19 protein-coding genes are annotated in these 24,269 nt (G+C 71.1%); 4 read left to right on the top strand and 15 right to left on the bottom strand.

The features are described 5' to 3' along the window. Nucleotides 1-81: 81 nt before the first annotated feature. The 6 genes from ACRAKF_RS28590 to ACRAKF_RS28565 all read right to left on the bottom strand — a co-directional run bounded on the left by ACRAKF_RS28590 (nucleotide 82) and on the right by ACRAKF_RS28565 (nucleotide 7,519). Nucleotides 82-1,869: an ABC transporter ATP-binding protein gene (locus ACRAKF_RS28590; protein ID WP_447040409.1), complete on the bottom strand. Its 1,788-nt coding sequence runs from the start codon at nucleotides 1,867-1,869 to the stop codon at nucleotides 82-84. Nucleotides 1,870-1,871: 2 nt separating this feature from the next. Further along, complete coding sequence (locus ACRAKF_RS28585; protein ID WP_447040408.1) at nucleotides 1,872-2,924, bottom strand: iron-siderophore ABC transporter substrate-binding protein; 1,053 nt, start codon at nucleotides 2,922-2,924, stop codon at nucleotides 1,872-1,874. A 109-nt stretch (nucleotides 2,925-3,033) separates the two neighbouring features. After that, the gene (locus tag ACRAKF_RS28580) at nucleotides 3,034-3,840 is read right to left on the bottom strand and encodes an ABC transporter ATP-binding protein (RefSeq protein ID WP_447042223.1); all 807 of its coding nucleotides are present in this window, start codon (nucleotides 3,838-3,840) and stop codon (nucleotides 3,034-3,036) included. Nucleotides 3,841-3,981: 141 nt separating this feature from the next. Next, on the bottom strand, nucleotides 3,982-5,091 hold the full coding sequence (locus tag ACRAKF_RS28575) for a FecCD family ABC transporter permease (RefSeq protein WP_447040407.1): 1,110 nt from the start codon (nucleotides 5,089-5,091) through the stop codon (nucleotides 3,982-3,984). After that, nucleotides 5,088-6,152 (bottom strand): FecCD family ABC transporter permease, encoded by a 1,065-nt coding sequence (locus ACRAKF_RS28570; protein WP_447040406.1) that lies wholly within the window; start codon nucleotides 6,150-6,152, stop codon nucleotides 5,088-5,090. Before ACRAKF_RS28570 ends, ACRAKF_RS28575 begins: the two co-directional genes overlap by 4 nt. A gap of 11 nt (nucleotides 6,153-6,163) precedes the next feature. Continuing rightward, a complete protein-coding gene (locus ACRAKF_RS28565; protein WP_447040405.1) occupies nucleotides 6,164-7,519 on the bottom strand; it encodes a lysine N(6)-hydroxylase/L-ornithine N(5)-oxygenase family protein in 1,356 nt (451 codons plus the stop codon). A gap of 248 nt (nucleotides 7,520-7,767) precedes the next feature. On the opposite strand from ACRAKF_RS28565, the gene ACRAKF_RS28560 reads away from it, so the two are divergent. Beyond that, complete coding sequence (locus ACRAKF_RS28560; RefSeq protein ID WP_447040404.1) at nucleotides 7,768-8,715, top strand: methionyl-tRNA formyltransferase; 948 nt, start codon at nucleotides 7,768-7,770, stop codon at nucleotides 8,713-8,715. 28 nt (nucleotides 8,716-8,743) lie between these two features. On the opposite strand, the gene ACRAKF_RS28555 is transcribed toward ACRAKF_RS28560, so the two are convergent. Beyond that, the gene (locus ACRAKF_RS28555; protein WP_447040403.1) at nucleotides 8,744-10,903 is read right to left on the bottom strand and encodes a RecQ family ATP-dependent DNA helicase; all 2,160 of its coding nucleotides are present in this window, start codon (nucleotides 10,901-10,903) and stop codon (nucleotides 8,744-8,746) included. Between the two features lie 460 nt (nucleotides 10,904-11,363). Here ACRAKF_RS28555 and ACRAKF_RS28550 point away from each other — a divergent pair, with 460 nt between their 5' ends. Further along, entirely contained in the window at nucleotides 11,364-11,939 is a 576-nt protein-coding gene (locus ACRAKF_RS28550; protein WP_447042222.1) for a hypothetical protein, read from the top strand. A 145-nt stretch (nucleotides 11,940-12,084) separates the two neighbouring features. Here ACRAKF_RS28550 and ACRAKF_RS28545 read toward each other — a convergent pair whose 3' ends face one another. From ACRAKF_RS28545 to ACRAKF_RS28535, 3 genes are all read right to left on the bottom strand, one after another. Next, the gene (locus tag ACRAKF_RS28545) at nucleotides 12,085-12,756 is read right to left on the bottom strand and encodes a hypothetical protein (RefSeq protein ID WP_447040402.1); all 672 of its coding nucleotides are present in this window, start codon (nucleotides 12,754-12,756) and stop codon (nucleotides 12,085-12,087) included. A gap of 79 nt (nucleotides 12,757-12,835) precedes the next feature. Beyond that, nucleotides 12,836-13,537, bottom strand: coding sequence for a ribonuclease HII (locus ACRAKF_RS28540; protein WP_447040401.1), 702 nt, complete (start codon nucleotides 13,535-13,537; stop codon nucleotides 12,836-12,838). A gap of 93 nt (nucleotides 13,538-13,630) precedes the next feature. After that, complete coding sequence (locus ACRAKF_RS28535; RefSeq protein WP_447040400.1) at nucleotides 13,631-14,245, bottom strand: TetR/AcrR family transcriptional regulator; 615 nt, start codon at nucleotides 14,243-14,245, stop codon at nucleotides 13,631-13,633. A 142-nt stretch (nucleotides 14,246-14,387) separates the two neighbouring features. On the opposite strand from ACRAKF_RS28535, the gene ACRAKF_RS28530 reads away from it, so the two are divergent. After that, complete coding sequence (locus ACRAKF_RS28530; protein ID WP_447042221.1) at nucleotides 14,388-15,944, top strand: MFS transporter; 1,557 nt, start codon at nucleotides 14,388-14,390, stop codon at nucleotides 15,942-15,944. 83 nt (nucleotides 15,945-16,027) lie between these two features. Here the strand turns inward: ACRAKF_RS28530 and ACRAKF_RS28525 are convergent, their stop codons facing one another. The 4 genes from ACRAKF_RS28525 to ACRAKF_RS28510 all read right to left on the bottom strand — a co-directional run bounded on the left by ACRAKF_RS28525 (nucleotide 16,028) and on the right by ACRAKF_RS28510 (nucleotide 20,505). After that, the gene (locus tag ACRAKF_RS28525) at nucleotides 16,028-17,980 is read right to left on the bottom strand and encodes a DUF4153 domain-containing protein (RefSeq protein WP_447040399.1); all 1,953 of its coding nucleotides are present in this window, start codon (nucleotides 17,978-17,980) and stop codon (nucleotides 16,028-16,030) included. Between the two features lie 219 nt (nucleotides 17,981-18,199). Further along, nucleotides 18,200-19,117 carry an ADP-ribosylglycohydrolase family protein gene (locus ACRAKF_RS28520; RefSeq protein WP_447040398.1) on the bottom strand — a complete coding sequence of 306 codons (918 nt, stop codon included), beginning with the start codon at nucleotides 19,115-19,117 and terminating at the stop codon, nucleotides 18,200-18,202. 12 nt (nucleotides 19,118-19,129) lie between these two features. Next, nucleotides 19,130-19,789: a histidine phosphatase family protein gene (locus ACRAKF_RS28515; RefSeq protein ID WP_447040397.1), complete on the bottom strand. Its 660-nt coding sequence runs from the start codon at nucleotides 19,787-19,789 to the stop codon at nucleotides 19,130-19,132. A 110-nt stretch (nucleotides 19,790-19,899) separates the two neighbouring features. Then, nucleotides 19,900-20,505, bottom strand: a complete 606-nt coding sequence (locus ACRAKF_RS28510) for a YdbC family protein (RefSeq protein ID WP_447040396.1) — start codon at nucleotides 20,503-20,505, stop codon at nucleotides 19,900-19,902. A gap of 236 nt (nucleotides 20,506-20,741) precedes the next feature. Between ACRAKF_RS28510 and ACRAKF_RS28505 the strand changes: the two genes are divergently transcribed. Continuing rightward, the gene (locus ACRAKF_RS28505; RefSeq protein WP_447040395.1) at nucleotides 20,742-21,269 is read left to right on the top strand and encodes a TerD family protein; all 528 of its coding nucleotides are present in this window, start codon (nucleotides 20,742-20,744) and stop codon (nucleotides 21,267-21,269) included. A gap of 70 nt (nucleotides 21,270-21,339) precedes the next feature. Here ACRAKF_RS28505 and ACRAKF_RS28500 read toward each other — a convergent pair whose 3' ends face one another. Continuing rightward, complete coding sequence (locus ACRAKF_RS28500; protein WP_447040394.1) at nucleotides 21,340-24,243, bottom strand: vitamin B12-dependent ribonucleotide reductase; 2,904 nt, start codon at nucleotides 24,241-24,243, stop codon at nucleotides 21,340-21,342. Between the last annotated feature and the right edge of the window lie 26 nt (nucleotides 24,244-24,269).

Genomic DNA, 24,269 nt, shown 5'->3' with positions numbered 1-24,269 from the left:
AGCATAGAAGTTAGGTTAACCTAACTTAGGATCACCTAACACCCCTGGTGAGGGCGCGTTCGACCACACTTCCCGGCGTGGCTAACTGCCCTCGCGCCAGGCCCGCCACAGCCGGGCGTACCGGCCGCCCAGGGCCACGAGGTCGTCGTGCGTGCCCTGCTCGACCACACGGCCCGCGTCAAGGACGGCGATCCGGTCCGCGGCCATCGCCTGCGTCAGCCGGTGGGCCACGAACAGCGTGGTGCGCCCCGCGCACGCGGCGAGCACCGCCCGCTCCAGCTCCGCGGCGCCCTCACTGCCCGCCTCCGCGGTCGACTCGTCGAGCACCACCACCGGCGCCCGGCCGAGCACCAGTCTGGCCAGGGCGATCTGGGCGACCTTGGTGACGTCCAGGCGTTCGCCGCCCTCGCCGACCATGGTGTTCAGCCCCTCGGGCAGCGCCTCGACCCAGTCCCCGGCACCGACGGTGCGCAAGGCGTCCATCAGTTCGGCGTCGGTCGCGTCCGGCGCGGCCAGGCGCAGGTCGTCCGCGAGCGGCCCGGAGAACACGTGCGTCTCCTGCGTCAGGATGCTCACCAGGGCCCGCGCCGCGGCCTCGTCCAGCTCCGCCAGATCCTGCGACCCGATGCGCACGGAACCGGCCTGCGGGGTGCCGATGCCCGCGATCAGCGCGGCAAGGGTCGACTTCCCGGCCCCCGTCGCGCCCACCAGGGCGAGCGAACCGCCCGCCGGGATCGTCAGGCCGACGTCCTTGAGGACCGGCTCCTCGGTGTCCGGATAGCTGAACGTCAGCCCTTCGACCGTCACCGGGTACGCCAGGGCCTTCGCCGGCTCCACGGACGCGTCGCCGACGAGCCGGTCCTCCGCGGACTCCCCCAGCACGCCGACGAGCCGGGTCAGGCTGGCGCCCGACTTCTGCGCCTCGTCGAAGGTGAACATGATGGCGCCCAGCGGCGTGAAGAGCCGGTGGAACATCAGCGGGGCCGCCGACACCTCGCCCAGGGTGGCCGCGTCGGCCTCCAACAGGGCGTATCCGACCACGAGGATGAGGACGAGGCCGATGAACTCGGCCCGGTTCTCCCTGCCGACGAACCGTCCGAAGAACCGGAACACGTCGACACCGAGGTCCCGCACCCGCCACGACTCCTGGGTGACCTTCTCGCGGAAGGCGCCCTCCAGGCGGTACGCCCGCACCGTGTCGATCCCGTCCAGACCGCTGATCAGCGCCTGCGCCCGGTCGGCCTGGGCCACCCGCTGCTTGCGGTAGAGCGGGGCGGAGCGGGGCAGGTACCAGCGCAGGGCAAGACCGTACGCGGGCAGCGCGGCGGCGCCCGCCAGACCGAGCCGCCAGTCCAGGCCGAACATGCCGACCGTGGCGATGGCGACGAGCACCCCCGCGGAGAACACCGTGGGGATGGCCGTACGGATGCCCTTGGACAGGACGGCTACGTCGTCGCCGACCCGGGAGAGCACATCCCCGCGGCCGACCTGCTCTATCCGCGCGCTCGGCATCCCGAGCACCGCGCGGACGGCGCCTTCCCGCAGCCGCGCGAGCAGGTCCGCGCCGAGCCGTCCGATCAGGTACGTCGACACGGCGGTGGCCGCCGCGCCGAGCAGCGCGGCGGAGCCGAGCAGGACCGCGATCGTGACCAGGACCGAGCGCGACTCGCCCTCGACCACCGCGTCGACCACCCGGCCGAGCAGCAGCACGGGGAGCACTTGGAGCGCCGCCCCGGCCACCGTGGTGAGCACGGTGGCCGCGGTCAGCCACGGCATCCGGCGGCAGTGTGTCCCGACCCAGCGGCTCGCCTCGCGTCCGCCCGCCGTGCGCAGGGTGGCCGGGGGTACGCGCGTGTCCGTGCTGCTCACACTCAGTCGACCGACTTCACGAGCTCGTCGATGGCGTACGGCAGGGAGAGCGCCGTGCCCTGGGACATGGCCGCGCCGACCGCCGGGCCCTCACTGTCGAGCAGGTAGGAGACCTTGCCCTTCTTGGCGGCGTCGAGGTTGGCGAAGAGCTTGTCCTTCTTGATCGTCTTCGTGTCCGCGGCGTCGTTGATGACGATGACGCGGTCGACGTCGACCAGATCGATGCGCTCGGGCGAGAGTTCGGTGGAGAACTTGCCGCCGGCGACCTTGTCGATCTTCGTCTGGTACTTGAAGCCCATGCCCGTCAGGAGCCGTCCGCGCACGTCGGTGGAGGTGAAGGGGTTCACGGCATCCTTGTACCAGGACAGCGCCACGGCGGTCTGGTCCGCGAACTTCGGGTGCGCCTTCTTGGCCGCGGCGAGCTTGTCCTCGACGCCCTGGACGAGGTCCTTGCCCTTGTCCTCCTTGCCGAGCGCCTTGGCGATGTGCACCACGTTGTCCTGCCAGGGGGCGCTGAACAGCTCCTTCTCGCCCTTGGTCCGGCCGACCGTCGGAGCGATCTTGGAGAGCTTGTCGTAGCCGGCCTTGTCGATCTCGGAGTAGACCGCGACGATCAGATCGGGCCGCAGGGCCGCGATCTTCTCGTAGTTGGGGCCGGAGTCACCGTTCTCCATGACGACCTCGGGCTTGGTGTCGCCCCACTTGTCCTTCACCCAGGGCCACTGGGTGTTGATGTCGGGGGACTTGCCCGCGGGGTTCGGGTACTGGTCGACCATGCCGACCGGCTTGGTGCCGAGCGCGAGGACGGCCTGGTCGTCCGTGTAGCCCACGGTGACGATCCGCTTCGGCGCCTCGGTGACCTTCGTGGTTCCGAACGCGTGCTCCACGCTGACGGGGAACGAGCCGCCCGAGGCGGCGGCCGGCGCCTCGTCGCCCCCCTTGTCCCCCGAGTCGGAGCCGCACCCGGCGAGGAGGCCGACGCCGAGGGTCGCGGCGGTCACGGTCGCCGCCAGCCGCTGCCACGGCTTCGTGAGCGTCGTTCGATGGAGGAGCATCCGGAATCCCTTGCTTTCGCGCTGTCCGCTACGCCCCGAGTAAGGGCAGCCAACCTTAACCCGAGGTGATGAGGTTAGCCTAGCCTTACTCTCTCATTCCGGGCGCGGGTCAGTCGAGTTGTACGTGCGTACGGCCGATCGGCACGATGAGCGGGCGGTCGCCCACCGGGTCGTCGACCACCCTGGCGCGCAGTCCGAAGGCCTCTTCCAGCAGCTCCGCGGTGATCACGTCGCGCGGATGACCCTGCGCCAGGATCGCCCCCTCGCGCATCACGACGAGGTTGTCGCTGTAGCGCGTGGCCAGGTTGAGGTCGTGCAGCACCATGACCACCGTGCGGCCCGACTCGTGGAGGTCGTCCACCAGGTCGAGCACGTCGATGGCGTGCGCCAGGTCCAGATAGGTCGTCGGCTCGTCGAGGAGCAGCAGATCGGTGCCCTGGGCCAGGGTCATCGAGATCCAGACGCGCTGGCGCTGACCGCCGGAGAGCGAGTCGACGGGGCGGTCCGCGAGGTCGGCGACCCCGGTCATGGCCAGGGCCTTCGCCACGACGTCCGCGTCGTCCGAGGACCATTGCCGCAGCCAGCTCTGGTGCGGATGGCGGCCCCTGGCGACCAGGTCGGCCACCGTGAGCCCCTCCGGCGCGACCGGGGCCTGCGGCAGCAGCCCGAGCTTCTTCGCGACGGTCCTGGTCTTGAGCCGGGCGATGTCCTCGCCGTCCAGGACGACGGTGCCCGCGGTCGGTTTGAGCAGCCGCGTCAGGGTGCGCAACAGGGTCGATTTGCCGCAGCCGTTGGGGCCGATGATCGTGGTGATCACTCCGGGCGGGATCGTCACGTCGAGGCCGTCGATGACGACCCGGCCGCCGTATCCGACCGTGACGCCTCTGGCGGCGAGCCGTGGGACGTCGGCGGCCACGGCGTCGACTGCGGGCCGGGCGTCGACGGTGGTCCCGACGTCGACGGCGGTCCCTGATTCGGCCTGGGTGATGTACTGAGCGGCCACGAGCCCCCCTGTATTAGGTATGGCTGTATTAGGTATGGCTAACCTTGGCATTATCTATCTGAGGTTCGCCCGCACCAACAAGTAGACGAGGAACGGCCCGCCGATCGCGGCGGTCACCACGCCGACCGGCAACGCGATCGGCAGCGCCGTACGGGCGGTCAGGTCGGCGCCGATCAGGAGCAGCGCCCCGACCAGGCCGGAAGCCGCCAACGGCGGGGTGGGGCAGCGCGCCAGACGCATCGCCACCTGCGGCGCGACCAGCGCGACGAAGGGCACGGGGCCGGCCGCGCTCACCGCGACGGCGGCGAGCAGAACGGCGCAGAGCAGCAGGACCGCCCGCACCGTCGAGTGCCGTACGCCGAGGCCGGCGGCGACGTCGTCGCCCAGGAGCAGGGGCTTGAACTGGAACGCGACGGCCGTCACGATCACCAGCAGGGCGAGCGAGCACCACAGCGCCACCCACACCTCGTCCCAGGAGCGGTTGTCCAGCGAGCCGACCAGCCAGGCCTGCGCGCGGGCCACGTCGCGGATGTCGGCCATGACGAGGAGCCAGGTCGTGATCGCCTCCATCACGGCGCTCACCGAGATGCCGATGAGGATGAGCCGGAAGCCGTCGATCCCGCGCCGCCAGGCCATGAAGTAGACCAGCAGGCCCGTGCCGAGGCCGCCCGCGAGCGCCGCCGCGGAGAGCCCCACGGAGCTGACGACCGCCGCGGTGGCCCCGCCCGACACCGTCACGAGGCAGACGGCGACCGCGCTCGCGCCGCCGGTGACGCCCAGAATGTCCGGGCTGGCCAGGGGGTTGCGGGCGATGGACTGCGTGAGCGCCCCGGACACGCCGAGCGCGACGCCCACGACGAGCCCGGCCATGGCCCGCGGCATCCGTAGGTCCATGACCACGAACTCGTCGACCTGCTCGCCCCTGCCGACGATCGTGGCCATCACCCGGGAGAGCCCGATGGGGAAGTCGCCGATGCTGATGGAGAGGCAGAACACCACGAAGGTCGCCGCCGCGAGGAGCAGCGTGACCAGGAGGACGTAGGGCCGCCAGACGAACGACACCTGGCCGAGCCGCACGCCCGGCGTCACCGATGACTTCACGTCCGTACCGCTCACGCCCGTACTCACGTCCGTCCCGTTCACGCGTCCCCGTGTCTCGCTCATGCGCTCTTGAACTTTCCGCGCCAGACCAGGGCCGCGAAGAACGGGGCGCCCAGGAGGGCGACGACGACTCCGGCGTCGAGCTCGCCGGGGCGCACCACCAGCCGCCCCACGATGTCGCAGACCAGCAGGACGAGGGCGCCGAGCAGACCCGCGTACGGCACGAGCCAGCGGTAGTCGGGGCCTGTCAGGTACCGGGCCACGTGGGCGACCATGAGCCCGACGAAGGCGATGGGGCCGCACGCCGCGGTGGCCGCTCCCGCGAGCAGGGTGATGGCGACGATGCCGACGGTCCGGCTCAGCGCGATGTTCACGCCGAGTCCGCGCGCCACGTCCTCGCCCAGGTTGAGCAGGTTGAGGGCGGGCAGCGTGGTGAGGGCGAGGACGAGTCCCACGGCGATGAACCCGGTCACCGGCCAGATGACGTCGAACTTGACGCCGGCCACGGAGCCCGCGTTCCAGAACCGCAGCGCGTTGAGCGACTTCTGGTCCGAGAGCGCGACCGCGGTGGTCATCGCCGCGAGGAAGACGGTGATGCCCTGCCCGGCCAGCGCGAGCGTCAGCGGGTTCCCCGCCCCGCGGCCGATGCTCGCGAGGCCGAACACGACGACCCCGGCGACCGCCGCGCCCAGGAAGGCGAACCAGACGTACTGGAAGGGGCTGGAGAAGCCGAAGACCGCGGTCACGAACACGACGGCGAAGGACGCCCCCGCGTTCACGCCGAGCAGTCCCGTGTCCGCGATGGGGTTGCGCGTGTAGCCCTGGATCAGCGCGCCGCCGACCCCGAGGGCGATGCCAGCCACGACCGCGAGCACGGTCCGGGGCACGCGCACCGTCTCCACGATGAGCCTGATCTCGGTGAGCCGCCGGTCGGCGTCGGGCTCGGCGAAGAGCCCGTGCCACACCTCACCGGGGGTCAGCGCTCGCGCGCCGACGGCCAGCGACACCGCCGCCGCGACGACGAGGAGCACGGCGAGCGCGCCGAGTCCCGCAAGCCGCCGCCGTCGGCCTCCCGTTGTACCCCCGGCCGTGGCCGCGGGGCGCTTCACCGCAGTCGTGCTCATGACGACGTACGTTATCGGGTGGTGCTGCCGGTACCGTCGGCGACCGCCGTCGCCCCGTCGGTGGCGGGCGCGGCACGCCGGTCGAGCACCGAGTCCAGTATCTCGCCGACCCGGATCGCGATGTTGGACAGCAGGGACGAGGTGATGCCGTGCGTGTGCTCGGTGCCGCCCTGGAGGTAGATGCCGCAGGTCAGTTCGGGGTCGGTCGCCACGCGGTAGTCGCGCTCGACGCGGACGCGGCCCGCCTCGTCGCGCAGGCAGCGGCCGGCGACGTCGCCGAGCAGGCCGAGCGGGTCGGCGGGGCTGTAGCCGGTGGCGCACACCACGACGTCGGCGTCGAGGTGGGTCTCCTCGCCCGTGACGAGGGACGTCACGGTGGCGCGGACCGTGTCCTGCGCCTCCTTGACCTCGGAGAGCCGGGAGACGTTGAGGAAGCGCAGCCGCTCGGTGCCGAGGACCTTCTCCTGGTACATCTGCCGGTACAGGTCGTCGATCAGATCGATGTCCACCACGGAGTAGTTGGTGTTCCCGTGGTAGTCCATCAGCCGGCTCTTCACGCCCTCCGGAGCGGCGTAGTACTCGTCGACCGCCCCCGGGTCGAAGATCCGGTTGGCGAAGCTGCTGTCGTCGGCGGGGCTGTAGCCGTAGCGCGAGAAGACGGCGCAGATCTCGGCCTCGGGGAAGCGGCGGTGCAGGTAGGCCACGTTCTCCGCGGCGCTCTGCCCGGCGCCCACGACGACGAACCGCGTGGGGTTCGTGCCCTCGATCTCGCCGACCTTCATGAGCAGTTCGGAGTTGTGCCAGACGCGGTCGCCGCGCTCGACGCCTTCCGGCACGAGGGGACGCAGGCCGGTGCCGATGACCAGGTTGCGGGCGCGGTGGACCGCGAGGCCCTCCGCCGACCGGACCGTCACGTCGAGGAACTCCACGACTCCGTCACGGACGTGCGGCGTGACGCCGACGACCTCGTGGCCGTAGGAGACCATGTCGTCGACCTTGGCCGCGGCCCACTCCAGGTAGTCGTGGAACTCCACGCGCAGCGGGAAGAGGTTCTTGTGGTTGATGAAGTCGGTCAGCCGCCCCTTGGCCTTCAGGTAGCACAGGAAGCTGAACTCGCTCGTGGGGTTCCGCTGCGTCACCAGGTCCTTCAGGAAGGACACCTGCATGGTCGCGTCGTCGATGAGCATGCCGCGGTGCCAGCCGAAACGCGGCTGCTGCTCGAAGAAGTGAGCGGTGACCGCCTCCTGCCTGCCGACGCCTGCGTTGTGCTCGTTGAGCGCGATCGCCATGGCCACATTGGACGGTCCGAAACCGATTCCGATGAGGTCGTGGACCAGTGGTGCGTCGTCAGGAAGAACCTGTGACATGTCTCTCCCAATCGTGCGGGGAAGCCGCCTGTCAGGCGTGGGGACGGTACGTGGAGCGGGCACGCCGACGGAGTGGCGCCACCAAACTTAGGTGAGCCTAAGCTAATCGCATCACCCTGTCGATAGGCAAGGTGACCGACGGCGAACAGGCCCTGGTCAACTGGGGCTCCGTACGAGCCTGTTGCAAACTAAGGTAAGCCTTGCTTAACTCAGTACTGGCCAAATCCCTGCCCAGAGGAGGAACCCCCATGCGGGTCGTCATGTTCGGTTACCAGACCTGGGGCCACCGCACCCTGCAAGCCCTGCTGGAGTCCGAGCACGACGTGGTCCTTGTCGTGACGCATCCCAAGAGCGAGCACGCGTACGAGAAGATCTGGAGCGACTCCGTCGCCGACCTCGCCGAGGAGCACGGCGTCCCGGTGCTCATCCGCAACCGGCCCGACGACGAGGAGCTGTTCGCGCGCCTCAAGGAGGCCGACCCGGACATCATCGTGGCCAACAACTGGCGTACGTGGATTCCCCCGCGGATCTTCGGCCTGCCCCGCCACGGCACCCTGAACGTCCACGACTCGCTGCTGCCGAAGTACGCGGGCTTCTCCCCGATCATCTGGGCGATGATCAACGGTGAGCCCGAAGTGGGCGTGACCGCGCACATGATGGACGACGAGCTGGACGCCGGCGACATCGTCCGGCAGGAAGCCGTCCCGGTCGGTCCGACGGACACCGCGACCGACCTCTTCCACAAGACGGTCGACCTGATCGCCCCCGTCACCATCGGCGCGCTCGACCTCATCGCGTCCGGGCGCACCGAGTTCACCAAGCAGGACCGCTCCCAGGCCAGCTTCTTCCACAAGCGCTCCGCCGAGGACATCCGCGTCGACTGGACCTGGCCGGCCGAGGATCTGGAGCGCCTGATCCGCGCCCAGTCCGCGCCGTACCCCAGCGCCTACGCCTTCCACAAGGGCAAGCGGCTCGAAATCGTCACCGCGGTGGTCTCCGAGGGCCGCTACGGCGGTACGCCCGGCCGCATCTTCTACCGCGAGGGCGACGGCGTGGTGGTCGTCGCCGGAGCCGATGCCCGCACCGGCCGCAACCACGGCCTGGCCATCACGCGCGTACGGACCGAGGACGGCCGGGAGCTGCCCGCCACGGAGTACTTCACCACCATGGGCGGCTACCTCACCAGCCGCCCCTGACCCTCCCCCGCCGCGCCCGCGGCCCGGCTCACCCCGCCGCCGCGAGCACCAGCGGAAGGACCTGGTCGGCGCCCGCTCTGCGCAGCAGGCGGGCGGCGACCGCCAGGGTCCAGCCGGAGTCCGTGCTGTCGTCCACGAGCAGCACGGGCCCCGGAGCGGCGGCCAGGGCGCCCGCGAGCTCATCGGAGACGGCGAAGGCACCGGACAGGGCTCTGAGACGCTGGGCGGAGTTGCTGCGGCGGGCCGCGTGCGCGCCCTGTGCCCCGGTGTACGTCAGCGTGCCCAGGAAGGGCAGGCGGCCGATGGACGCGATGCCCTGGGCGAGCGAACCGACCAGTTGCGGCCGGGACAGCGACGGCACGGCGACGACGCCCACCGGCCGCGCCGGGGCGTCATCGGCCCCCGAGGCCCAGCCCGCGCCGGAGCGCGCCCAGTCCGCGAGGACGTCCACGGCGGCGCGCAGGACGTCGTCGGGGACGGGGCCGTCGGGCGCGTTCTCCGCGAGCAGCGGCCGCAGGCGGTTGCCCCAGCCGATGTCCGAGAGCCGTCCGATGGCGCGTCCGGTGGAGCACTGCTCCTTCGCCGGGATGCGCCCCTTGAGGTCGACGCCGAGGGCGGGCATGCCCGTCGGCCACATGCGGCGCGGCTCGACCTCCACGCCCGGGCGGTCCAGCTCCTTGGCCGCCCCGGTCAGCGTCTCGGCCGATACGGCCGAATCCGCCCAGGGACCCGCGCAGCTGTCGCAGCGGCCGCAGGGAACCGCCCCCTCGTCGTCGAGCTGCCGGCGCAGGAACTCCATGCGGCACTCGGTCGTGCTCACGTAGTCCCGCATGGCCTGCTGCTCGGCCGCCCGCTGCTTCGCCACCCAGGCATAGCGCTCGGCGTCGTACATCCAGTCGGCGCCCGTGGCCGTCCAGCCGCCCTTGACCCGCTTGACCGCGCCGTCGACGTCGAGAACCTTCAGCATGGTCTCCAGACGGGTGCGCCTGAGGTCCACCGACGCCTCGAGGGCCGGTACGGACAGCGGTCGGCCCGCGTCCGCGAGAGCCGCGAGGGTCTGCCGCACCTGCGTCTCGGGCGGGAAGGCCGTGTCGGCGAAGTAGCGCCAGATGGCCTCGTCCTCCTTGCCGGGGAGAAGGAGGACGTCGGCGTGCTCGACGCCGCGGCCCGCGCGCCCGACCTGCTGGTAGTACGCGATCGGCGAGGACGGCGAACCGAGGTGGATCACGAAGCCCAGGTCCGGCTTGTCGAAGCCCATGCCGAGCGCCGACGTGGCGACCAGTGCCTTGACGCGGTTCTCCTGGAGGTCGGTCTCGGCCTGGAGCCGGTCGGCGTTCTCCGTGCGCCCCGTGTAGGAAGCCACGTCGAAGCCGCGCTGGCGCAGGAAGGCGGTGGCCTCCTCGGCCGCGGCCACCGTGAGCGCGTAGATGATCCCGGAGCCTTGCAGCGCCGACAGGTGCTCGGCCAGCCAGCCCAGGCGGTGCGCGGCGTCCGGCAGCCGGACCACGCCGAGCCGCAGGCTCTCCCTCTCCAGCGTGCCGCGCAGCACCAGGGCCTCGCCCGCGCCCGTGCCGAGCTGCTCGGCCACGTCCGCGGTCACCCGTGCGTTCGCCGTCGCGGTGGTGGCGAGCACCGGGACGCCCTCGGACAGCTCGGCGAGCATCGCGCGCAGCCTGCGGTAGTCGGGCCGGAAGTCATGGCCCCAGTCGGAGATGCAGTGCGCCTCGTCGACCACGAGCAGGCCGGTCGTGGCCGCGAGCTCGGGGAGCACCTGCTCGCGGAAGTCCACCGAGTTGAGCCGCTCGGGGCTGACCAGGAGGACGTCGGTCTCGCCGCGCTCGACCTCTCCGTAGATGGTCCCCCACTCCTCGGGGTTGGCGGAGTTGATGGTCCTGGCCCGGATTCCGGCCCGCGCCGCCGATTCGACCTGGTTGCGCATGAGCGCGAGCAGCGGCGAGATGATCACCGTGGGGCCCGCGCCGCGACGGCGCAGCAGGGCGGTCGCGACGAAGTACACCGCCGACTTGCCCCAGCCGGTGCGCTGCACCACCAGGGCGCGTCTGCGCTCCTTCACCAGCGCGGCCACGGCCTGCCACTGGTCCTCGCGCAGCCGCGCCGCACCGCTCGGATCGCCGACGAGATCGGCGAGGATTGCATCGGCTTCGGCGCGGAGCTCCAGATCGTCCATGCCCCCATGCAACCCGATGCCACTGACAATCGGCCACTTCACCGCCGCCGCCCGCCCGCGCCCCGGTGGTCACGGACCGTCCGTGCGGGCGTGGCGGGCCTCTGAACACGGCTCTGTACACAACCGCGATGAGCGTCGAGGGCCGTGAAGTGGGGAAGGATATTCACGACGCATCGTCCGATACCGGCGTGCGGCCCCAATTGTTCATTGCCGCGAGCCGGTGCGGCGGGAAGAATTGGAACCGATCCCCCGCGCGGTCCGCGACCCGCCGAAGCCATGTCGTGGCGCGCTCCCGCAGTCCCATCCCGCCCTCCGTGCGGGCGCAGCCGAAGGGAGGACCGTGACCTTCGGATTCGCCTCGTTCGAGGAGACGCACAGGGCCGATGAGACGCCCGGGGCCGAGGAGGCGCGTGAGGCGTCCGAGCGCCCGGGCGCCTGGCCGGCCTCCACCGCGGCCGAGATGCCCGTCGACTCCGCGCACCGGCTGGCCCGGATGCTCGAACCGGAGGAGTGGGCAGCCGCGGGCATCCCGCTGCTGCGCAATCCGCGCGAGGTCGTGAGCGGCCTGCACTTCCGGCACCGGCCCGGCCCCGCGACGGCGGTCGTGGCCGTGCTCGACGCCGACGAACGGCTCTGTGCGAGCGCCTCGTTCAGCCGGCGCGCGGCGGTGACCGACGGCTGGGTCTTCCGCAACGCCCTGCTGTCGCAGTTGCGCCGGGTCATCCCGCACGATCTGCGGCGCCGCACCCCGGTGCGCACGGCCGTGCTGCTCTACTGCCGTGAGGGCGACGCGCGTTGGACCCCGGAGGACGGTGCCTGGATGTGGGGCCTGCGCGACGCCTGCACACTGCACGGACTGCGCTGCGGGGCCTACATCACACTGACCCGCGACGGCTGGCAGGTGTGCGGCGAGGGACGCGGCGGTCGCCGCCCCAGCGCCGGTTCGCGCCCCGAGCCCCTGACCGGAGCCGATCCCCCGGCGAACCGCACCGGAGGCGCGGCGTCGGAGATGCTCCACCGGACGGCGGCACGCTGAGACCGCGTGACCTATGACCGCGCCACGCTGAGACCGCGTGACCTATGACCGCGCCACGCGGACACGGCAAGGCCGCGCCGAACGGCACGTGTTCACGTACCGGTCAGCGCGGACTCCGCAGCGGCGTGGCGGCCGGGCGTGAGCGTCAGGCGCTCGCGCCCAGCGTCGAGTTGATCCGCTGCGGGTCCCCGCACACGATCAGCAGGACGCCTGCCCGGGTGGCGGCCTTGGGGAGCGCGGCGAGCGCGCTCTCCTCGCCGCCGTTGACGGCGACGACGACCACGGGCCGGGCCGCGGCACGGTCGAGGGCGGCGGCGTCCGCGTAGAAGACGTCGTCGCCCGCGTCGTGCTGGGCCCAGTAGGCGGCCTCGCCGAAGGACAGCTCGTGCGTGGCCCACGGGTGCGGGTCGCCGATGGTGATCACCAGGACGTCCCCGGGCGCCCGGCCGGCGTCCAGGAGCAGGTCGACCGCCTCTTCGGCCGCGTCCAGCGCGCCCTCGGCCGAGGCCGGGATGAGCTGGATCTGCGGGGCCGAAGCGGTGGCACCGTCGGCGGGAGCCGCGGCGGCCACCGGGGCCGCGCTGCTCGGGGCGGGGGCGGCCGGGGCCGCGGGTCCTGGCTTGGCGGCCGCGGCGTGCGGCGCGCGCTGCGCCGGCGGCATCGGCCTGGCAGGGCCCGGACGGCCGGGGCGCGGCGGTGCCGCGGGACGCGGACCGGGTACGGGGCGGGGGGTCGGCGCTGTGCGGCCGCTGGCCGGCGTGGCGCTGGGACCCTGGGCACTCTCGGGAATCTGAGGCTCCTCGGGCAGGAGAGGCATGAAGTGTTGTCTATCAAACGCCGACGCGAATCGCGTCGGCGGGTGGCACAAAAGTGCGGCCGGAAGCGCCGGTAAAGGGTCAGAACTCAAAGCCGAGCTGGCCCTCGATTTCCGGAACATTTCCGTCCGCCCAGCTGCGGGCCTTCTTGAGGTGCCGCCACTGGGGCAGCGCATCAAGATACGCCCACGAAAGCCGGTGGTACGGGGTGGGGCCCCGCTCCGCCAGCGCGGCCTTGTGTACCGGCGACGGATAGCCGGCATTGGCCGCGAAACCGAAGTCTGCATGGTCGATGCCCAGTTCGGCCATCATTTTGTCGCGCCGGACCTTGGCGATCACCGAAGCCGCGGCGACGGCCACACAGGACTGGTCCCCCTTGATCACCGTACGGACCCGCCAGGGAGTTCCGAGGTAGTCGTGCTTGCCGTCGAGGATGATCGCGTCCGGACGGACCGGCAGCCCCTCGAGAGCGCGCACCGCGGCGAGCCGAAGCGCCGCCGTCATGCCCATCTCGTCGATCTCCTCGTGCGAGGCGTGACCGAGGGCGTGCGAGGTGACCCAGCCCTCCAGCTCCTGGGCGAGCGCGGTGCGCCGCTTGGGGCTGATCAGCTTGGAGTCGGTGAGGCCCTCGGGGGGCCTGCGCAGTCCCGTGACCGCCGCGCAGACGGTGACCGGTCCTGCCCACGCACCGCGCCCGACTTCGTCGACACCGGCGACGATCTTCGCTCCGGTGGTGGCGCGCAGGGAGCGCTCGACGGTGTGGGTGGGTGCTTCGTACGGCATGGCGCTAGCAAGCCTACGCCGCCCGGGGCCGCCGGTGACACCCGGCTCCCCGTAAGCCCGCGGAGGATCTACGAGACCCCGTCCCGGCACGGCTCAGCGGCGCAGCAGCGGCACCATCACCTGGTCGATGAACGCCTCGAACTCCTCGTCCGTCCATTCGCTCCCGCACACCTTGGAGCGGTACATCAGCATGGCGGGAATGACGTCGCAGACATAGGCGCCCGTAGCGCCGGGGCGGACCTCTCCGCGCTCGATTCCACGCCGTATGACTTCCTTGATCAGTTGCACGCCCGGATTCACGACGCCTTCGAAGATCACGTCATGGAAGCGTTCGGCCGTTGTCGTGTCGCATTCGTGAAGCACCGCGCGCAGCGCGTATCCGGGGCGTGAATACATCGCCTCCCGCATCCGGCCGCACAGCTCCAGAAGATCGTCCCGGACGCTTCCGAGCTCGGGCACGCTGTCGAGGCGCGGAAGCCCCGCCCGGAGCGCGTGCACCACCAGGTCCTCCTTGGACGGCCAGCGGCGGTAGACGGCCGCCTTGCCCGTCTGCGCGGCCGCGGCCACGCCCTCCATCGTCAGACCGCCCCAGCCGACCGTACTGAGCTGCTCCAGGGCAGCCTCCAGGATCGCCTGCTCCAGGACAGGTCCCCGGCGCCGTGGGGAAGCCGTCCGAGCGGGGACGGCGGTCCAGCGCGAAGTAACCATGTGTCTTCTTTCCATCGGGCAACGAGCCTGCGGGCGACCGCGATTGGGGTCAGTGAACGCTTGCGTTCACTGTAGGAGAGTCACTACCTTCGTCCGAGACAGTGAACGGGACCGTTCACTAAAGCACTTGCGGGGGATCATGGTGTCAACCTCTCAACTGACGCGAGACCACAACCCAGACAAAGCGCGCCGGGAGGGGCATCCCGGCCTCGCGCTCACCATCATCGCGGCCTGCCAGCTCATGGTGGTCCTGGACGCGACGATTGTGAACATCGCATTGCCCCACATCCAGGGGGCCCTCAACTTCTCGACGACCGACCTGACGTGGGTCGTCAGCGCGTACACCCTCACGTTCGGCGGTCTCCTCCTGCTCGGCGGTCGCGCCGGGGACATCCTGGGACGTCGCCGCGTCTTCATGGCCGGCATCCTCCTGTTCACGGCCGCCTCGCTGCTCGGCGGCTTCGCGCAGGAGCCCTGGCAACTGCTCGCCGCGCGCGCCCTGCAAGGCGTCGGCGGCGCGATAGCCTCGCCGACCTCGCTGGCCCTCATCACGACGACCTTCCCCGAGGGACCGGAGCGGAACCGCGCGTTCGGCGTCTTCGCCGCCGTATCCGCCGGTGGTGGCGCGATCGGGCTCCTCGCGGGCGGCATGCTCACTGAGTGGCTCGACTGGCGCTGGGTGCTGTTCGTGAACGTGCCCATCGGCATCCTGATCGCCGTCCTCACTCCGCTCTACATCAACGAGTCCGAGCGTCACCCCGGCCGCTTCGACCTGCCGGGCGCGCTCACCTCGACGCTCGGCATGGCCTCGCTCGTCTACGGCTTCATCAGGTCCGCCGAGGAGGGCTGGCGCGACGGGCTCACCGTGGCCTCGTTCGTGGCGGCGGTCGTCCTCCTCGCGGCCTTCGCGTTCATCGAGAGCCGCGCCAAGGAGCCGATCACCCCGCTCCGCATGTTCGCCGACCGCAACCGCTCCGGCACGTACGTGATCATGCTCAGCCTCGCCGCGGCGATGTTCGGGATGTTCTTCTTCATCGTGCTCTTCGTGCAGAACGTCCTGAATTACACCCCGATCGAGGCGGGCCTGGCCTTCCTGCCCGTCACGGCCGTGATCGCCCTCGGCGCCGGTCTGTCGCAGAAGTTCCTCCCGGTGCTCGGCCCCAAGCCGTTCATGGTGACGGGTTCGGCCATCGTCGCCGTCGGACTGGGCTGGCAGACACTGATCAGCCCCGACAGTTCGTACGCGGGCGGAGTGCTCGGCCCGATGCTGCTCTTCGGGTTCGGCATGGGCCTGAACTTCGTGACCCTGACACTGACCGCGGTCTCCGGAGTGGCCCCCCACGAGGCGGGCGCCGCGTCCGGGCTGCTCAACGTCACCCAGCAGGTCGGCGGCTCACTCGGCCTCTCCATCCTCACCACGGTGTTCGGCACGGCCAACCGGAACGAGGCCGAGGACCAGGTGGCGGACTTCATGGCCCACGCGTCCCCGGAGCAGAAGGCCGAGTTCGCGAAGACGCACGAACTGCCCGCCCCCTGGAGCCACGAGGTGCTCTCCGAGGGCATTTCGACGGCGTTCATACCGGCGGCCGCGATGGCCCTGCTCGCCCTGGTCATCGCGGTACTGGTGATCCGTGTACGCAAGAGCGACCTGGACGCGCTCTCCGGCACCGCGAGCGCGGCGGGACCCGTGGGCGGCTGACCGCACCGCGGCGCCTCTCGCCGCCGGGCCGCTCCCGAAGGTGCCGGGCCGGGACCTTCGGGAGCGGCCCGGCACCGTCCGCGTCAGGGGACCGAGCTGTACGGAGTGGACGGCGGGTCGGTCCGCGTCCGGCCGCAGACGACGGGGTCCGGCGAGGGCGGCCGGTCCTCGATGATCCGCCGGGCCCTGGCCTCTCCCAGGCTCAAGGCGTACCAGGGCGGGCGCTCGCCCCCGAGGTCGTCGGCGATGTCCGCGATGGCGCAGGAGCGCTGCGGCTCGGGCAGCCCGTCCAGCGCGGGCACCGCGTCCGCCGAGAGCTGCCGCGCGTAGTCGAGGTCGAACTTGCCCGTCTTCTCGTACCGCTGCACGTTGCGCTCCGCGATCAGCGCGTCCGGCGAGAGCAGCCCGAAGGCCAGCACCCCGGCGGCCGCGCTCGCGGCCACGGCGCGCGGCAGCCATCGGGCGCCCCAGACCCCCGCGGCCATGATGAACAGGATGATCACGCCGAGCCACAGCTCCACGGCGACGACCGATATCCGCAGCCTGGTCAGGCCGTACGCCTCCACGTACAGGTCCATCCTGCGCACCGCCGACGCCACCACGGCGAGCGTCAGCGCGCAGAGGGCGCCGAGCACCGAGCGCACCAGCACGCGGTCCTTGGCGCCACCGCGCGGGGCCCAGCGCAGCGCGAACACGATGACGACCAGTGTGAGGACCGTGGCGAGCAGGAGCTGCCAGAAGCCCTGCCGCGCGTAGTCGGAGTGCGAGAGTCCGGTCTTGTCGAGGACGGCGTCGTGACCGCCGAAGAGGACCGCGAGCTGGACGGCGTTGAACGCCGCGAACAGGACGTTGAGCACGATGAGCGGCAGTGCCCACTCGACCCGGCTCCTGGGCCGCCCGGGGTGCACCACGAGCCGGTCCCAGCGGATGGGCGAGGCCGCCGTGTGCGCCGCGGCGAGCGCGCCGACCACCCCGACGACCAGCAGCAGGACGCGCCACGGCCCCTCGGCCACGGAGACGTCGGGCGTCAGGTCGCCCAGCAGTCCGGCGAAGGCGGCGTCCGCCCCGGCGAACAGCGCGCCGAAGACGGCGAGCAGCACGGCGGTCACCGCGACCGCCCGCAGCGCGGGCCCGGCGCCCCGTGCGCCGCTCAACTGCTCGCGCGCCCCGCGCCAGCCCCAGCCGAGGCCCTTCACGATGCCGTCGAACAGGCCCAGAGGGCTCAAGAGCATGCCGAGCCAGGTCCGGCAGCCGTGCAGCGCGAGCGAGCCGAGCGCGAGCGAGGAGACCACCGCGAGGAACGACGGCCATCCCGCGTCGCGCAGGGCGGGCACGATCAGCAGGGCGAGCCCGCCGACCGCCCATATCAGCGACCACGCGCGTGGCCTGCGCCCGGTCGGCCCAGCGGCGTAGTAGGCGGCCAGTGCGGCCGGAACGGCGACGATCAGCAGATTCAGCGCCAGGCCGTCCCCCAGGAGCAGCATGGCCAGTACGCCGGTGGCGAGCACGGAGCAGAGCGTGGCCGTCCGCACGGGGCGGGGCGGCTCGGACCGCAGATCGGCGAGGAGGGGGTCGTCATCGGCCCCGGCCTGCTCCCGGGCGGCCCTGTCCCCCCGCGCGGCAGCACCCCCTCGCGCCGCCACCTCGGCCCCCTCGGGGTCCCGCTTCCGGGGCTCGCCACCGCCGACCACGGGGACACCTGCGGCAGACGGCTCGGCACCATCGCACGTACCGGACGCGTCGCCTCCGGCGGGCACGTCGCCTCCGGCCGGTGCGTCGCCTCCGGCGGGCACGTCCGCCCCGGCAGGCGCGTCGCCTCCGGCCGCCGTATCGCCGCCCGTTCGCTCGCCGCCGACCGGTGCCCTCCCGCCACTCGGCGGCGTATCACCACCCGGCGGTCTGTCGCCCTCGGCTGCTGTGCCGGAGCCCGCGGCTGCTGTGCCGGAGCCCGCGGCTGCTGTGCCGGAGCCCTCGGCCGGTGCGCCGCCGGAATCGGCTGCTGGTGTGCCGGAGTCTTCGGCTGGTGTGTCGGACACGGGACCCCCTCCCGGCCGGCGCGCCCGGCGCGGCACGCGGCGGTGAAGAGGGCCACGGGGCTGCCGGGGACCGGCATCTCGTTCAGTGCGCGCCGGCAAGATCAACGGGCGGCGCGGACCACAGTAGCCGCGCGACCGACGCGCGCCCCCGGCCCGCACCCCCCTGTGTCATGACCGTGACAGCCGGGCCGCCCGCGGCCGGGACGGGCTCCGAGCGAGCTAAGACCGGCCTTGCGCGCCCACGGGAACCCAGCCGGGCAGTTCCTCCGTGCGCTCCAGCCACTCCCTGGGCGGCGCCCCGCCCTCGCCGGAGGCCACCACTCCGCCAACGATGGCGCAGGTCGTGTCCATGTCGCCGCCCACCTGAGCGGTGTCCCAGATGGCCCGCTCGTACGCCCCGAGACCACGCGCCGCCGACCAGAGCGCGAACGGCACCGTGTCATGAGCCGTCGTGCGGCGCCCGCACCCCAGGACCGCCGCGACCGTGGCCGCGTCGCCGTAGTCGAGCATGTCCCGCGCCCTGCGCAGCCCCGCCCCCACGGCACTGCGCGGCACCAGGGCGATGACTCCGTCGAGGAGATCCTTCGGCGTGGGCGGCCCGGAGGGCGCGGCGACCAGCGCCGTCGCCGCGGCCACCGCCATGGCGCCGACCACGGCCTCGCGGTGCTGGTGCGTGGGGTAGGCGGAGATCTCCGCCTGGTGCGTCGCCTGCTCGGGGTCGTCCGCGTACCAGGCGCCGAGGGGCGCGATCCGCATCGCCGCGCCGTTCCCCCAGGAACCCTGCCCCTTGAAGAGCGCGGAGGCCAGCTCCCGCCAGTCCCCGCCCTCGCGGACCAGCCGCAGCAGACGGTTGACGGCCGGGCCGTAGCCTCGGTCGAAGTCATGGTGTTCGGCGAACGACAGGGCGAGCGCGTCCTGGTCGATCCGCCGGTGCTCGACGAGGACGGCGAGCACGGAGCAGGCCATCTCGGTGTCGTCGGTCCACTGCCACGGAGCGTCCGGCAGCTGTCGCTTCTTGAGCAGCGGGTAGTGCGCGGGCACGAAGAACTGAGAGCCAAGCGCGTCTCCCACCGCCAGCCCACGCAGGCTGGCGAGAGCACGCTCCATGCGCCGGTCGAAGGAGGAGTCAGCCATCATCGCTCAGCCACTCTATCCGGTGATGCCGTACGGCTCCGGCTCACGCCAGCGCTCGAACGGCCGGTCAAGTGCGTACTTGCCGTCGTCGCCGAGCTCCAGCATCCTCATTTCACCGTTCCCGGGGTTCGCCAGCGACTCGAACGCGGCCACCGACCAGTGGAACCAGCGCATGCAGAACAGCCGCATGGTGAGCCCGTGCGTGACGAGAAGGACGTTCGGCGGATGGTCCGGGGCCTCGAAGCTCCGGTAGAGGCTCTCCAGGAACGCCCCCACCCTGTCGTACACGTCCGCTCCCGACTCGCCCTGAGCGAAGCGGTAGAAGAAGTGCCCGTACGCGTCCCGGTACGCCTTCTGGAGGCGCACGTCGTCCCGGTCCTGCCAGTTGCCCCAGTCCTGCTCCCGCAGCCGGGGCTCCTCCCGCACCCGTATGAGATCGGGGTCGAGCCGGAACGCCTGGAGCGTCTCGTGCGTACGCCGGTACGGCGAGACGTACACGCTCACCCGCTCCCGGCCGATCACCTCATGGAGGCGTTTTCCCGTCTCTGCCGCCTGGGACCACCCCGTCTCGGTGAGGGCGAGCGCGTGATCGGGTTCGCGCTCGTACACGGTGTCGTCGGCGTTCCCCGCCGACTCGCCGTGCCGGACCAGGATGATGCGCCGCGGGCGTGCCATGCGCAAACCCTAGATCGGACCGGTGCCGGACGGCTCAACCGGGTCGCCGTCCGGACTCCATCCGGCGTACTCCACGCCGCACGGCCGCCGGGCCGGCCCGCGGGCGAGGGTCATACCGTCCACGACGGTTCGAGGTCGACGACGTCCCCCGCGAGCGCGGCGACATCCGCCTCCGTCTGGGCCCGCAGCGAGAGCCGCTCCACCCGCTCGACGCGGTATTTCCCGCGCTCGGCGGCGGACCGCCACATGGAGAGCACCAGGAACTCATGGCCCGGTGCCTCGCCGAAGAGCCCGCGGAGCATGCCCGGCGAGCCGGCCATCGCGGGGTTCCAGATCTTCTGCTGCATCAGGGCGAAGTGCTCCACCCGCGCCTCGTGGATCCGGCAGTGCGCGACCCGCACCACGTCGGCGTCCGTGAAACGCGGTTCGAACCCGGTCTTCACGTCGAACCGGTGGTCGAAGAGCTTGGCCTGCGCGTTCGTGTACGTGCCTCCCTGCGCGGCGGCGAGCCGGTCGTGGGAGCGGGCCATGAAGGAGTCGTAGAAGGCCCGGCTCTCCCAGAAGGTGAAGACGTGCGCGATGCCGGGCCGCCCCCGGCTCCACCCCCCGCCCTGTCCCCGGAATCCCGGCTCCCCCAAAAGCCCCGCCCACTTCCGCTGCCCGCGTTCGAACCCACGACGGTCCACCACAGTGCAGCGAATCCACTTGACCAGCACCGCGCCATCGTACGGCGCGGAGCGCGGCCGGGGTCACGCTCCGGTGCAGTGCACCCTGATGGGTCCGGCGATGTCGGCGGTAATCAGTTCGATGCCGGCCAACCTCCGCGCCGACCTGCCCAGTTGCGCGCCTGTGACCAGCGGCGCTACGACGTTGTCAGTCGTACGTCGTAGCGTGTGCCGGGTCAGAGCCTGGCCGGTCGGCAGCGTCCAGGTCACGAAGAGGGGCGGGTCACGTGAGCAGTGTCAGCAAGGGGATCAAGAAGGTCGAGGTCGGTCTCAAGTGGGACCCGAGCCCGGCGGGCGAGTCGCCCAACGACCTGGACATCATCGCGGCGACGTACGAGGCGGGCGCTCCGTACGGAGCCCCCGCGTACCTGGTGCACTTCGACAGCCGTTCACCCGACGGCACGATCCACCTCAACCGCGACAGCCGCACGGGCCAGGGCTTCGGCTACGACGAGGTCATGGTGCTCGAACTGAACCGCCTCGCGGCTCGGTACGTCCGCGTCGTGGTGGGCGTGGCCATACAGCAGCAGGACGGTGAGAAGGTCCTCGGCGACATCCCCAACACCGCCGTCCGCATCCGCGAGGACCACACGGCCCTGTCGGAGAGCGACCTTTCCGCCGTCTCGGGCAGCACGGCGGCGACCGTCGCCGAGTTCACCAGGGACGAGTCGGGCGCCTGGTCGTTCCGCGAGACCCTCCGCGGCTTCGACGCCGACCCGACGTCCTTCGCGTCCCTGATGGGGGCCGAGCACTGACGAGGCGGCGGAGCCGATATCTCGGCTCCGCCGCCCTGACCGCCGCTCACTCAGCGGCGGTTCCCGTCATTCAGCTGCAGCCACTGGTGGACCCGCAGCCCTCGCAGATGTAGCAGGAGCCCGCCCGCTGCATCTTCGTGCCGCAGGAGAAGCACAGCGGCGCGTCGGCCTGGATGCCCAGCTGCATCTCGACGAGCTCGGCGCTGGTGTGCGCCTGCTGCGGGGCGGCCTTGGCGGACTCGGCCTCGGCCTTCGGCGTGGCGACCGCCTTCAGCGGCTCGGGCTGCCGCGGAGCGGACTGCGCGAGCGTCTCGACCTCGACCTCGGACTCGTCCAGGGACGGCTCGTACGAACCGGTCTCCAGGTGACGCTGGCGCTCCTCGGCGGAGTGGATGCCGAGCGCGGAGCGCGTCTCGAAGGGCAGGAAGTCCAGCGCCAGGCGGCGGAAGATGTAGTCGACGATCGACTGCGCCATCCGCACGTCCGGGTCGTCCGTCATGCCGGCCGGCTCGAAGCGCATGTTCGTGAACTTCGAGACGTACGTCTCCAGCGGCACGCCGTACTGCAGGCCGACCGAGACGGCGATGGAGAAGGCGTCCATCATGCCCGCGAGGGTCGAGCCCTGCTTGGACATCTTCAGGAAGACCTCGCCGAGACCGTCGTCCGGGTAGGAGTTGGCGGTCATGTAGCCCTCGGCGCCACCCACGGTGAAGGAGGTGGTGATCCCCGGGCGGCCCTTGGGAAGGCGCTTGCGGACGGGGCGGTACTCGACCACCTTCTCGACCGCGGCACGGATCGTGTCCTCGGTCTTCTCGGTGACCTCGGCCTTCTCCTTCTCCTTCTTCTTGGCGGAGAGGGGCTGGCCGACCTTGCAGTTGTCGCGGTAGATGGCGAGCGCCTTGACGCCCATCTTCCACGCCTCGTAGTAGACCTCTTCGACGTCCTCGACGGTGGCGGTCTCCGGGAGGTTGACCGTCTTGGAGAGGGCGCCCGAGATCCACGGCTGGATCGCGGCCATCATGCGGACGTGGCCCATCGCGGAGATGGAACGCTCGCCCATCGCGCAGTCGAAGACCTCGTAGTGCTCGGTCTTGAGGCCGGGGGCGTCGATCACATTGCCGTGGTCGGCGATGTGGGCGACGATCGCCTCGATCTGCTCCTCCTGGTAGCCCAGGCGACGCAGGGCCTGCGGCACGGTGCCGTTGACGATCTGCATCGAGCCGCCGCCGACGAGCTTCTTGAACTTCACCAGGGCGAGGTCGGGCTCCAGGCCCGTGGTGTCGCAGGACATCGCGAGACCGATGGTGCCGGTCGGGGCGATGACGGACGCCTGCGAGTTGCGGAAGCCGTTCTTCTCGCCGAGGCGGATCACGTCCTGCCAGGCCTCCGTGGCGGCGGCCCAGATCGGCGTGTCCAGGTCGTCCACGCGGGGCGCCGTGGCGTTGGCGTCGGAGTGCTGCTTCATGACGCGCTTGTGCGGCGTCGCGTTCTTGGCATAGCCGTCGTAAGGGCCGACGACCGCGGCGAGCTCGGCGGAGCGCTTGTACGACGTACCCGTCATCAGCGAGGTGATGGCGCCGGCCAGGGAGCGGCCGCCGTCGGAGTCGTACGCGTGACCGGTCGCCATCAGCAGGGCGCCGAGGTTGGCGTAGCCGATGCCGAGCTGACGGAAGGCGCGGGTGTTCTCGCCGATCTTCTGCGTCGGGAAGTCCGCGAAGCAGATCGAGATGTCCATCGCGGTGATGACCAGCTCGACGACCTTGGAGAAGCGCTCGGCGTCGAAGGACTGGGTGCCCTTGCCGTCGTCCTTGAGGAACTTCATCAGGTTCAGCGAGGCGAGGTTGCAGGACGTGTTGTCCAGGTGCATGTACTCGCTGCACGGGTTCGAGCCGTTGATGCGGCCGGACTCCGGGCAGGTGTGCCAGGCGTTGATGGTGTCGTCGTACTGGATGCCGGGGTCGGCGCAGGCCCAGGCGGCCTCGGCCATCTTGCGGAAGAGCGACTTGGCGTCGACCTCCTCGATGACGTCGCCCGTCATGCGGGACGTGAGGCCGAACTTGCCGCCCTCCTCGACCGCCTTCATGAACGTGTCGTTCACGCGGACCGAGTTGTTGGCGTTCTGGTACTGGACGGACGTGATGTCGTCGCCGCCCAGGTCCATGTCGAAGCCCGCGTCACGCAGGGCGCGGATCTTCTCCTCTTCCTTCACCTTGGTCTCGATGAAGCCCTCGATGTCGGGGTGGTCGACGTCCAGGATGACCATCTTGGCCGCACGGCGCGTGGCGCCACCGGACTTGATGGTTCCCGCGGAGGCATCGGCACCGCGCATGAAGGAGACGGGACCCGAGGCGTTGCCGCCGGAGGACAGCAGCTCCTTGGAGGAGCGGATGCGGGAGAGGTTCAGGCCGGCGCCGGAGCCGCCCTTGAAGATCATGCCCTCTTCCTTGTACCAGTCGAGGATCGACTCCATGGAGTCGTCGACGGCCAGGATGAAGCAGGCGGAGACCTGCTGCGGCTGGGGCGTACCGACGTTGAACCAGACCGGGGAGTTGAAGCTGAAGATCTGGTGCAGGAGGGCGTAGGCCAGCTCGTGCTCGAAGATCTCGGCGTCGGCGGGCGAGGCGAAGTAGCTGTAGTCCTCGCCCGCCTTGCGGTAGGTCTTCACGATGCGGTCGATCAGCTGCTTGAGGCCGGTCTCGCGCTGCGGGGTGCCCACGGCACCCCGGAAGTACTTGCTGGTGACGATGTTGACCGCGTTCACCGACCAGAAGTCGGGGAACTCGACGCCACGCTGCTCGAAGTTGATCGAGCCGTCGCGCCAATTGGTCATGACGACGTCACGGCGCTCCCAGGACACCTCGTCGTACGGGTGCACGCCGGGGGTCGTGTGGATGCGCTCGATACGCAGACCCTTGCTGGCCTTGGACCCCTTGGCGCGGGAACCTCGTGCCGGGCCGCTCGTCGTCTCGGTCATGCCGCCTCCCTGTTTCAGGCTAAAAC

It is taken from the genome of Streptomyces sp. DSM 118878, from assembly GCF_052936595.1.
This window is presented reverse-complemented; position numbering and strand designations above follow the sequence as displayed.